10 protein-coding genes and 2 pseudogenes are annotated in these 10,471 nt (G+C 70.7%); 10 read left to right on the forward strand and 2 right to left on the reverse strand.

Annotated features, from left to right (window positions below; translation table 11 throughout):
* Window positions 1-254, reverse strand: a pseudogene (locus SSOG_RS53865) (bifunctional 3'-5' exonuclease/DNA polymerase); the annotation flags it as partial.
* Window positions 255-434: 180 nt separating this feature from the next.
* On the opposite strand from SSOG_RS53865, the gene SSOG_RS24035 reads away from it, so the two are divergent.
* From SSOG_RS24035 to SSOG_RS24045, 3 genes are all read left to right on the forward strand, one after another.
* Window positions 435-1,547, forward strand: a complete 1,113-nt coding sequence (locus SSOG_RS24035) for a glycoside hydrolase family 43 protein (protein ID WP_009716848.1) — start codon at window positions 435-437, stop codon at window positions 1,545-1,547.
* Window positions 1,548-1,810: 263 nt separating this feature from the next.
* Complete coding sequence (locus SSOG_RS24040; RefSeq protein ID WP_039941620.1) at window positions 1,811-2,044, forward strand: DUF397 domain-containing protein; 234 nt, start codon at window positions 1,811-1,813, stop codon at window positions 2,042-2,044.
* A 91-nt stretch (window positions 2,045-2,135) separates the two neighbouring features.
* Window positions 2,136-3,287, forward strand: a complete 1,152-nt coding sequence (locus tag SSOG_RS24045) for a site-2 protease family protein (protein WP_009716850.1) — start codon at window positions 2,136-2,138, stop codon at window positions 3,285-3,287.
* Between the two features lie 13 nt (window positions 3,288-3,300).
* On the opposite strand, the gene SSOG_RS24050 is transcribed toward SSOG_RS24045, so the two are convergent.
* Window positions 3,301-3,810 (reverse strand): ATP-binding protein, encoded by a 510-nt coding sequence (locus SSOG_RS24050; protein ID WP_009716851.1) that lies wholly within the window; start codon window positions 3,808-3,810, stop codon window positions 3,301-3,303.
* A 308-nt stretch (window positions 3,811-4,118) separates the two neighbouring features.
* Here SSOG_RS24050 and SSOG_RS24055 point away from each other — a divergent pair, with 308 nt between their 5' ends.
* From SSOG_RS24055 to SSOG_RS53870, 7 genes and pseudogenes are all read left to right on the forward strand, one after another.
* Window positions 4,119-4,982, forward strand: coding sequence for a helix-turn-helix domain-containing protein (locus SSOG_RS24055; RefSeq protein WP_039938548.1), 864 nt, complete (start codon window positions 4,119-4,121; stop codon window positions 4,980-4,982).
* A gap of 90 nt (window positions 4,983-5,072) precedes the next feature.
* Window positions 5,073-6,530 carry an aldehyde dehydrogenase family protein gene (locus SSOG_RS24060; RefSeq protein ID WP_009716853.1) on the forward strand — a complete coding sequence of 486 codons (1,458 nt, stop codon included), beginning with the start codon at window positions 5,073-5,075 and terminating at the stop codon, window positions 6,528-6,530.
* 112 nt (window positions 6,531-6,642) lie between these two features.
* Window positions 6,643-7,212: a DinB family protein gene (locus SSOG_RS24065; RefSeq protein WP_009716854.1), complete on the forward strand. Its 570-nt coding sequence runs from the start codon at window positions 6,643-6,645 to the stop codon at window positions 7,210-7,212.
* A gap of 58 nt (window positions 7,213-7,270) precedes the next feature.
* Window positions 7,271-7,888 carry a PadR family transcriptional regulator gene (locus SSOG_RS24070; RefSeq protein WP_009716855.1) on the forward strand — a complete coding sequence of 206 codons (618 nt, stop codon included), beginning with the start codon at window positions 7,271-7,273 and terminating at the stop codon, window positions 7,886-7,888.
* A gap of 74 nt (window positions 7,889-7,962) precedes the next feature.
* On the forward strand, window positions 7,963-9,036 hold the full coding sequence (locus SSOG_RS24075; RefSeq protein ID WP_050799947.1) for an ATP-binding cassette domain-containing protein: 1,074 nt from the start codon (window positions 7,963-7,965) through the stop codon (window positions 9,034-9,036).
* Window positions 9,033-9,818, forward strand: coding sequence for an ABC transporter permease (locus SSOG_RS24080; RefSeq protein WP_009716857.1), 786 nt, complete (start codon window positions 9,033-9,035; stop codon window positions 9,816-9,818). Before SSOG_RS24075 ends, SSOG_RS24080 begins: the two co-directional genes overlap by 4 nt.
* Window positions 9,819-9,895: 77 nt before the next feature.
* A pseudogene (locus SSOG_RS53870) lies at window positions 9,896-10,471 on the forward strand (hypothetical protein); the annotation flags it as partial.

Consider the following 10,471-nt stretch of genomic DNA (forward strand, 5'->3'; position numbering starts at 1 on the left):
CCGAGCAGCAGCGCCTCGGCCGCCTCCACGTCGTAGCACCGCTCGACCCGGACTCCGGCCGCCAGCAGCCGTGGGTAGACCTCGGCGGTGGACCGCCACACCCACCGGTCGGCCTCCGGGCGGGACCGCACGGCTTCGGCGATCCCGCCCCGCGCCGCCGGGACCTCGACGACCGGTCCGGCGGCCTTTCCGGAGGCGTCGAGCGGGCAGAGACGAACACCCCCGTCGTCCGTCTCTGCTGCTGCCCACCTCATGACCGTGAGTCTGGCAGGGGGGTCTGACAACGGCCCCGGGAGCAACGGTGACCGCTGCGCGAGGGGTTGACCCCTTCGACCGGGCGGCTCTACCGTCCGTTCGCAATGACGGAGCGTGTTCGAAATATCGACCGGGCGTAGCACCTGGCTGCCCGGGCCTCTCGAACCCTGGAGCCTTCCATGACCCGCATCCGCACCAGAGCGCTGCCGCTGCTGACGGCCGCGCTGCTCGCGCTCGTCGCCCTGCTGCAGACGGGCAACGCCACCGCCGCGAAGGCCGAACCGGCTGCGAAGGCCGAACCGGCCGGTTCCCCGGCGGTGAGGGCCGGGAGCTTCACCAATCCGCTCGTGACGCAGAACGGCGCGGACCCGACGATCATCCGCTACGCCGGGTACTACTACCACCTGGGCACCACCTGGGCCTCGCACTGGGAGATGCGCCGGTCGCCCACGCTCGGCGGGCTGAAGACCGCGGCGCCCACCACCGTGTACCGCGAGACCGTGGCGTCCCGCTGCTGCAACTTCTGGGCGCCCGAACTCCACCGCCTGGGCGGCCCGAACGGCCTGCGCTGGTACCTGACGTACAGCGCGGGGGTGTCGGCGAACATCGACCACCAGCACGTCCATGTGCTGGAGAGCGCCGGTTCCAATCCGCTGGGCCCGTACACCTACAAGGGCCAGGTCGATCCGTACGGCGACAACCGCTGGATGATCGACAGCAGCTATCTCTCCCTGCCGGACGGCCGCCTCTACATGCTGTACTCCTTCTGGGAGGGCGGTTCGCAGAACCTCTACGCGGTCCGGATGAGCAACCCCTGGACCCCGACCGGCGCCGGTGTCCGCATCGCGACGCCCTCCTACGCCTGGGAGAAGTCGGGCAGCGCGGTCAACGAGGGGCCGGTCATCCTCCAGCACGGCGGCCGGACCTTCCTCACCTTCTCCGCCTCGCACTGCGACACCCCGGACTACAAGCTCGGCCTGATGGAGCTGACCGGGAGCGATCCGCTGGCGGCGGGCGCGTGGAAGAAGTACGCCAACCCGGTCTTCCAGCGCAATGACGCGGCCGGGGTGTACGGACCGGGCCACAACTTCTTCTTCCCGTCGCCCGACGGCAACGAGGTCTGGATGGCCTATCACGCCAACGCCAAGGCCACGGACGGCTGTAGCGGCACCCGTACCACCCGGGCGCAGAAGGTGAACTGGAACGCGGACGGCACCCCGAACTTCGGCGTCCCCGTCTCCACCTCCACCGCCCTGGCCGAGCCCTCCGGCACCCCGGCCGCCCTGCGCTGACGCACCTGATGACGAGGACGCCCCGCGGGCCAACCCGCGGGGCGTCCTCGTCGTCTTCTTCCATGACGGCATCCATGACGACTGACGCGCTCAGGTCGGGGCAGAAGACGCCGTGCTCACGTGATCACGCCATGTGCACGTGCATCTGCTCATGCATTCGCCCATGCATAAGTAAAGAAACGCGGCTATCATCCCAGTCAGTTGACAGTTGCACTAATGCACGAACAGTGGAGAGCCCTGTGCGCGACCACCCGTACAACGGCATGGCGGCCGCGGACCTCCAGGGGGTCGTCTGGCAGAAGAGCAGGCACAGCAATTCCCAGGGGTCCTGTGTCGAGTTCGCCAAGCTTCCCGGTGGGCACGTGGCCGTACGGAACTCCCGCTTCCCGGACGGACCGGCGCTCGTCTACACCCCGGCCGAGGTCGAGGCGATGCTGCGCGGCGTCAAGGACGGGGAATTCGATCACCTGGTGCACGACCCGGTCGGCCACGCGTAACGGACCGCCCCTGAGCGCCCGCGCGTGACATGGGCGCGTGAGCGACACTGGTATCGGTGGGGGTCGTTCTGATGTGAGACGGCGATGAGCGATGAACGGCTCGGTCCGCGTCGGACATGTCCTCGGGGTGCCGCTGCGCATGCACTGGAGCGCCCCCGTACTGATCGTCCTGCTCGCCTATGGACTCGGGCGCGAGACGCTGCCCGCCTGGACGCCCGGCCGGACCGGGCTCGTGTACGCGGTCGCGAGCGTGATCGGCGCCCTTCTGCTGATGGGGAGCCTGCTGCTGCATGAGGCCGCCCACGCGGTCACCGCACGCGGCAAGGGCGTATCGGTGGAGGACGTCACGCTGTGGGCGCTCGGCGGCATGACCCAGATGGGGCGGCCGCGCACCGCCGGGATCGCGTTGCTCGTGGCCATCAGCGGCCCGCTCACCAGCCTGGCCATCGGCGGTGTCGCGGTCGGCGCCGGGATCGGGGCCAACGCGCTGGCCGGATGGGGCGTACCGGCCGCGGTGCTGATCTGGCTGGGCTGGGCGAATCTGCTGCTGGGGGTGTTCAACCTGCTGCCCGCCGCGCCGCTGGACGGCGGCCGGGTGGTGCAGGCGGTGCTGTGGTGGCGTACGGGCGACCGGGACCGGGCCGAGCGGGCGGCCGGACGCAGCGGCCAGATCTTCGGGATCCTGCTCATCGCGCTCGGCTGGTTCTCGTTCGTACGCGGAGAGGGCGGCGGGCTGTGGATCGCGCTCGTCGGGCTGTTCATGCTGGTGATCGCCAACGCGGAGCGGCAGCGGGCCGGTATCAACACGGCGCTGCGCGGGGTGCGGGCGGGCGACGCGATGTCTTCGCCGGTCGCGACGGGCGCCGACTGGCTGCCGGTGGGGCGGTTCATCGACGAGGTGGCGGCGCACTCACGTCATTCGGTGATGCCGCTGCTGGACTTCGAGGGCAGGGTCAGCGGTGTCGTGGAGCTGCGCGCGCTGGCGGCGGTCCCGGCCGGGATGCGGGAGGAGCGGCGGGTGCGCGAGGTGGCGACGCCGCTGTCGCGGTGCACGGTCGCCACGTCGGACGAGCTGCTGAGCGAGGTGCTGGAGCGGGCCCGGCCGGGGGCCGGGGGGATGCCGGTGCTGGTGGTGGACGACGGGCATCTGGAGGGGATCGTCACCTCCCACGATGTGTCGCGCCTCTTCCAGCTGCACTCGCTGGGCATCACGACGGCGCCGCCGGAGGCGACGCCCCACTAGTCCGGACGCCCCACTAATCCGCGGGGCGGGGCAGCCGGAACAGGGCCCAGACGATCTTGCCGGACAGCGTTCCGGCCAGCGGATGCCAGCCCCAGCCGTCGGTGAACGACTCCACCAGATACAGCCCCCGCCCGGACTCCTCACAGGAGCCGGCCTCCCCGGCGACCGGTCCGGCCTCGCTGGGGTCGCGTACGGCGCACACCAGCCGTGAGGCGGAGTACATCAGGTGGAGCCGCACCAGGGGCGGTTCGGGCCCGTCCCCGGGCGGACTGCCGGGCAGGACCCCGGCGACCGCGTGCCGCAGCGCGTTGGTGACCAGTTCGGAGACGACGAGGGCCACCTCGTCGAGCAGCTCGGACAGATCCCACTGCCGCAGCGTGGCGCCGGTGAACTGCCGCGCCCCCTTGACCGCGTCGTAGCGCGCCGGGAGGGAACAGGAGACGGCGCCGGAGACGGCGGAGGGATCGATCGCGGGAAGCCCTCGCCACAACGGTTCCAGCAGGGCCGTACCTTCGCTCCCCATGCGAGCACTCCTGCATCCGTGGCCCTGACGAATCCTGGCCAGATCTCGTACGAGCTTGCACGTGCGCGTACCCCATGGTTTCGAATGCCGACGGCAGATGCAAGGGCAAATGCACGTGCACGCAGAGGTATTGAGGTAGTGCATGCACCTTTGCCACACTTTCGTTCTACGCACATCTGCGTAGGCCTCCCGGTCGGGTAACCGCTTGGGCACAGACCGGAGCCCGGAAAGTGGCAGACTTCGGCCTGCCGGGTTGCGGGGGCCCATCGCCGGAAGAGCGCGTTCCGTACAGGGAGGGTCACGGACACATGACCGCAAGCGAGTCGAGTGGATCGGTGGTGCGCCGCATTCTCCTGGGCTCCCAACTCAGGCGGCTGCGCGAGGCCAGGGGCATCACACGCGAGGCGGCGGGCTATTCGATCCGCGCCTCCGAATCCAAGATCAGCCGGATGGAGCTGGGCAGGGTGAGCTTCAAGGCGCGCGACATCGAGGACCTGCTGACCCTGTACGGGGTCACCGAGGAGGCGGAGCGCGCGGCGCTGCTCGGCCTCGCCCGCGAGGCCAACCTCACCGGCTGGTGGCACAGTTACGGCGATGTGCTGCCGGGCTGGTTCCAGACGTACGTCGGTCTGGAGGGCGCCGCCTCGCATCTCGCCGTCTACGAGGTCCAGTTCATCCATGGCCTGCTCCAGACCGAGGGGTACGCCCACGCGGTGGTCACCCGGGGCCAGCCGCAGGCGTGCGACTCCGAGGTGGAGCGGCGGGTGGCGCTGCGGCTGGAGCGGCAGAAGCTGCTGGTCTCCGAGCGGGCCCCGGCGTTCCACGTGGTGCTGGACGAGGCCGCGCTGCGCCGCCCGTACGGTGGGGCGGAGGTGATGCGCGCCCAGCTGCGGCACCTTCTCTCCGTGTCCGAGCAGTCGAACGTGACGCTCCAGGTGATGCCGTTCGCGTTCGGCGGGCACGCGGGGGAGAGCGGTGCGTTCACCCTGCTCCGGTTCCCGGAGTCCGATCTGCCGGACGTCGTCTATCTGGAACAGCTCACCAGCGCGCTCTACCTCGACAAACCCGATGAAGTGGGGCAGTACGAGCGGGCGTTGGAGCGGCTCGGGGCGGACAGTCTGTCCCCGGAGAAGAGCCGGGACCTGCTCGGGGGGCTCCTGCGCGAACTCTGACTGATCAGTAGGATGACGCCCTGTCAGGAATACCCCCCACGCGTTCGCGGGTGTCCGGATGCGGTCCCGCGTCCTCCAGATAGGGATGGCATGTCCTACTTCTCCGAGTTGGCCTTTCAGTACATCGGCGGTGAGTGGCGCACCGGCAGTGGTTCCTGGGACATCGTCGACTTCAACCCGTACGACGGGGAGAAGCTGGCCTCGATCACCGTGGCCACCGTCGACGAGGTCGACCTCGCCTACCGCGCAGCCGAGCGGGCCCAGCCGGAGTGGGCGGCCCGCAATCCGTACGCCCGGCGGGCGGTCTTCGAGCGGGTGCTGCGCGTCATCGAGGAGCGCGAGAAGGAACTGACCGAGACGATCATCGCGGAGTGCGGCGGCACCCACGTCAAGGCGGGGTTCGAACTGCACCTCGCCAAGGAGTTCCTGCGCGAGGCGGTCCAGCTGGCGCTGCGTCCCGAGGGCCGCATCCTGCCGTCGCCCGACGACGGCAAGGAGAACCGCCTCTACCGGGTGCCGGTCGGTGTCGTCGGCGTGATCAGTCCGTTCAACTTCCCCTTCCTGCTGTCGCTGAAGTCGGTCGCCCCGGCGCTGGCCCTCGGCAACTCCGTCGTCCTCAAGCCGCACCAGAACACCCCGATATGCGGCGGCGGTCTGGTCGCGAAGATCTTCGAGGAGGCCGGGCTGCCGGCCGGGCTGCTCAATGTGGTCGTCACCGACATCGCGGAGATCGGTGACGCCCTGATCGAGCACCCGGTCCCGAAGGTCATCTCGTTCACCGGCTCCGACCGCGTCGGCCGCCATGTCGCCACCGTCGCGGCCTCGCACTTCAAGCGCTCCATCCTGGAGCTGGGCGGCAACAGCGCCCTGATCGTGCTGGACGACGCCGACCTCGACTACGCGGTGGACGCCGCGGTGTTCAGCCGCTTCGTCCACCAGGGGCAGGTCTGCATGGCCGCCAACCGGGTGCTGGTCGACCGGTCGGTGGAGCGCGCGTTCACCGAGAAGTTCGTGGCCAAGGTGAAGACGCTGACGGTGGGCGACCCGGGCGATCCGGCCACCCACATCGGCCCGCTGATCAACGAGAGCCAGGCCGAGGCCATCACCGCGCTCGTCGACCAGACGATCGCCGACGGCGCGACCGCGCTGCTGCGGGGGCGGGCCGACGGCACCCTGGTGGAGCCGACCGTCCTCGGCGACGTCCCCGAGGGCTCGGCGATCCTCCGCCAGGAGGTCTTCGGGCCGGTCGTGGTGCTGATCCCGTTCGACGGTGACGAGGAGGCCGTCCGGATCGCCAACGACACCGACTACGGCCTCAGCGGCGCCGTGCACACCGGCGACATCGAGCGCGGGGTGCGCCTCGCCAAGCGCGTCCACACCGGCATGATCCATGTGAACGACAGCACCGTGCACGACGAGCCGATCGTGCCCTTCGGCGGCGAGAAGCACTCGGGGGTCGGGCGGCTCAACGGGGAGTCGATGGTCGAGGACTTCACCACCACCAAGTGGATCTCGATCCAGCACGGCCGCAGCCAGTTCCCGTTCTGATACGTCGGTCCCGGGGAGGGCTTGCGGACAGAAGCTGACCGCAAGCCTTCCTAATGTGGGGTTCATCGAAGGGCACCCGACCCGGGCGCTCTCCTGGTGAAAGGCGGCAGCCATGCCCACCGTCGTGAACGCCGAAGACTGCAAGGACGAGCGCTCCGCGCTGCTGGCCTATCTGGACGCCCAGCGCGGCGGCATCCGGCGCGCCGTGCACGGTCTGACCGAGGAGCAGGCCCGCAGCAAGCCCACCGCGAGCGCCCTCTCCCTGGCCGGGCTGCTCAAGCACGTGGCGCAGGGCGAGCGCGGCTGGCTGCGGGTCCTCCAGGGGGAGGCGGTCGAATTCTCGAAGAAGCAGATGGACGAGTGGCAGGACCACTGGACGCCCTCCGAGGGCGAGACGGTCGAGGCGCTGCTCGCCCTGTACGAGGAGGCGGCGCGCGAGACCGAGACGGCCGTGCGGGCGCTGCCCTCGCTCGACGCGACGTTCGAGTCGCCCCGTTACCCCTGGGACGAGGGTGGCACCCGTACCTGGCGCTGGGCGGTCCTGCACATGATCGAGGAGGTCGCCCGGCACGCGGGGCACGCGGACATCATCCGCGAGACGATCGACGGGAAGGGCGCGTTCGATCTGGTCTTCGAGACCGGTGCGATGCCCGAGCCCGACTGGTCGCTCATGGAGGGCTGACACCCCTACTCTGGACCCCAGCGCAGGTCAGGCGGGGGCAGGATGGGGAGACGGGCACATGTCAGCGATCCGGCTGCTGGTGCTGGGAGCGGTGCGCCAGCACGGGCGCGCACACGGCTATCAGGTCCGTAACGACCTGGAGTTCTGGGGCGCGCACGAGTGGTCCAACGCCAAACCCGGATCGATCTATCACGCGCTCAAACAGATGGCCAAGCAGGGCCTGATGCGCGCCCACGACGTGGCCCCGAGCACCGCCGGCGGCCCGCCGCGCACCGAGTACGAGCTGACCGCGGCGGGCGAGGAGGAGTACTTCAAGCTGCTGCGGGACGCCCTGCTGCGGCACGACCAGAAGATCGACGAGCTGACGGCCGGAGTCGGGTTCATCGTGGACCTGCCCCGTGCCGAGGCCATCGCCCTGCTGAAGGAGCGGGTGGCGGCGCTGGAGGGGTGGCGGGCCGAGGTCACCCGGCACTGGTCGCCGCCGCAGGACAGCCCCGACGAGTGGGGCCACATCGGCGAGATCATGAAGTTCTGGGTCCACTCGGCCGACAGCGGGGCCGAGTGGACCCGCGGGCTGATCGAGCGGCTGGAAGGCGGGGCGTACGTCATGGCGGGCGAGGGGGAGCGCTCGGTGGACGTCCTGGCGGACGGGGCGCCGAACCCGCACGCGGAGTAATTCCGGCAGTAATCAAGTTTGACTAGACCCGGATCGGGGAGTACCTTCCGGAAGCTCGTAGTCAAATTTGACTAATGTGGCTCATCGCGGAGCGAGAGGGGAAGACCGTGGCCGACAGCGATCCCGCGATCGTCGTCGAAGGACTGCGCAAGACCTACGGAGCACCACGGGCCGGAGCAAAGCGGCCCGGGGGAAAACCGGCCCTGGCCGGACTCGACCTGACCGTCCCGTCCGGCACCGTGCACGCCGTGCTCGGCCCCAACGGCGCGGGCAAGACCACCTGCGTCCGCATCCTGGCCACCCTGCTGCGCCACGACGGCGGCCGCGCCGAGGTCGCCGGGTACGACGTGCTGCGCCACCCCGACGAGGTCCGCCACCGCATCGGACTGCTCGGCCAGCACGCCGCGGTGGACGAGGAGCTGAGCGGGCGGCAGAACCTGGAGATGTTCGGCCGCCTCCACCACCTCGGCGGGCGGCGCGCGGCGGCCCGCGCGGACGAGCTGCTGGAGCGGTTCGGCCTCGGCGACACCGGCACCAAGGCCGTCGGCCGGTACAGCGGCGGCATGCGGCGGCGGCTGGACCTGGCCGCGAGCCTGATCGTGCGGCCACGGGTGCTCTTCCTGGACGAGCCCACCACCGGGCTCGACCCGCGCGGCCGCACCGAGGTGTGGCAGTCGGTCCGCTCCCTGGTCGGCGACGGTACGACGGTCCTGCTCACCACCCAGTACCTGGAGGAGGCCGACCAGCTCGCCGACCGCGTCTGCGTGGTCGACCACGGCCGGGCCGTCGCGAACGACACGACCGACCAGCTCAAGGCCCGCATCGGCGGGGACCGCATCGACATCGTGCTGCGCGACGCCGGTCAACTGGCCGCCGCCGCCTCGGTGATCGGCATGGCCACCCGCGCCGCCTCGGTCGAGACCGACCCCGACCGGCGGCGGATCGGCGCTCCGGTCACCGACCGGGTCGCCGCCCTCACCGAGACCGTACGGGCCCTGGACGCGGCCGGGATCGAGGCGGAGGACATCGCCCTGCGCCGCCCCACCCTCGACGAGGTGTTCCTGCACCTCACCGGCGAGCACATGGACGAGCCGACCAGTGGCGGGACCCGTGCGAAGACCCTGACCGAAGAGGAGACGTCCGTATGACCGCCATGACCCTCGTCGACTCCTGGACCATGACCCGCCGCGGCCTCGCCCACTGGGCCCGCCAACCCGTCCAGGTGGTCGTGGGCCTGGTCTTCCCGGTGATGATGCTGCTGATGTTCGCGTATTTCCTCGGCGGCGGGATGACCGTCCCGGGCGGTGGCGACTACAAGCACTACCTGGTGCCGGGCATGCTCGCCCTCACCATGGCCTTCGGCCTCGAAGCCACCATGCTCGCGATCACCCAGGACCTCAACAAGGGCGTCATCGACCGGTTCCGCTCCCTGCCGATGGCCTCCTCCGCGGTGCTGATCGGGCGCAGCGTGCTGGACATGCTCCAGTCCGCGCTCAGCGTGCTGCTCCTCATCGGGGTCGGGCTCGCGATGGGCTGGCGCTGGCACGGCGGCATCGGCGACGCGCTGTTCGCGGTCGGGCTGCTGCTCTGGCTGCGCTTCGCGATGCTGTGGATCGGCATCTATCTGGGCCTGCTCGCCGGGCGCCCCGAACTCGTGCAGGCCGTGCAGATCCTGGTCTGGCCGATCGGCTTTCTGTCCAACGTCTTCGCCGCACCCGAGTCGATGCCCGCCTGGATCGGGTCGATCGCGGCGTGGAACCCGATGTCGGCGACGGCCACCGCGGTCCGCGACCTGTTCGGGAGCCCCGGGGGCCACGGCGCGTCGTGGGCCGCGGAGCACGCCGGACTCCTCGCCGTCTGCTGGCCGTTGGCGCTTCTCGTGGTCTTCTTCCCGCTTGCCGTGGGCCGTTACCGGGGGCTCAGCCGCTGAGTGTCCGAACCGCCGTCCCCGATGCCACGTATGTCACACCCCCACCCGACGTCGCCGGATGCGGATACGGTGCACGTATGGGGAACGACACGGCGGGCACGGGGGCGGCGCGGACGAGCAGGCCCGGTTACGCCCTGCTCCTCGCCGCCGGTCCGATGGGCAAGCAGCGGCTGATGGACGCCGCCGCCGCGCTGCCACAGCTCGCGGCCGTGCCTCCGGCCGCGCTGCTGGGCACGCCGGGCGGCGCCAGCGTCGTCCAACTCGTGGACCCCGCCGATCCGCAGACCGTGCTGACGCATCTGCGGACGGCGGCCGCCCATCCGGGCCCGGTGCTCATCTATCTCGCGGGTCAGCTCAACCTCGACCACAAGCAGCGGCTGCCGCACCTCGCGCTGGCCCGTACGACGCCGAGGACCGCCCGCTACACCGCGCTGCCGTGGCACTGGCTGGCCGCCGAGCTGGCCCAGCGGCCGCCGGGCAGCACGACGGTGCTCGCCGACCTGGTCGCCGACGAGACCGCCTGGCCGCGGCTGTCCGACGGGCGGCTGCCGGTCGACACGCTCGCGGGCGGGCTGACGCTGTACGGGACGATCGCCCCGGCCCCGCCCAAGCGCCAACTCGCCGCGCCGGTCTACAGCCGCGCCCTCGCCGGG

Source organism: Streptomyces himastatinicus ATCC 53653, assembly GCF_000158915.1.
Lineage (GTDB): Bacteria > Actinomycetota > Actinomycetes > Streptomycetales > Streptomycetaceae > Streptomyces > Streptomyces himastatinicus.